The following is a 471-nucleotide window of genomic DNA, read 5'->3' on the forward strand; positions in this document are numbered from 1 at the left end:
CGACCTGTCGATCCTTCGGGACGCGCGCCCGCATCATCCGCTCGGGATCATTCGTCCAGGTGTCGGGCAGGAAGAGCCGAAGGCCCCCCATCACCGGCACTTCGCGCGAGGCCAGGGTCACCGACACCAGTGACTGGCAATTGGACGTCTTGCCAAGCGACGAAGCGTATTGAGGCGCGACACCAACCGAATGTTGTCCCTTCTTCGGTAACGCTGTGTCGTCGATGACGAGAAAACCCCCCTCATCGCCGACCAGGCGATCTGCCCCCTTCAGCAGGGCGGCCTCGAGCGGGGCGCTGTCCCAAACCCCTGCCGCGACGAAATGATGAAGCTGATCGTAGCCGACCTCGCCAGTGCGCGCGGCCATCGGTTGTACGCTCTTACGGTCGCCCGGCCCGATCAGACCAGCAAATGTACAGCGGACACATCCGGCGCCGAGCTGGATGCGAAAGACCTGCCAAAAACGGTTGA

Annotated in this window: 1 pseudogene; it reads right to left on the reverse strand. The window is 63.3% G+C overall.

From position 1 onward, the window contains the following. Positions 1–471: pseudogene (locus ACWGTO_RS33850) on the reverse strand (IS701 family transposase); the annotation flags it as partial.

This window comes from Mesorhizobium sp. PL10, assembly GCF_053714315.1.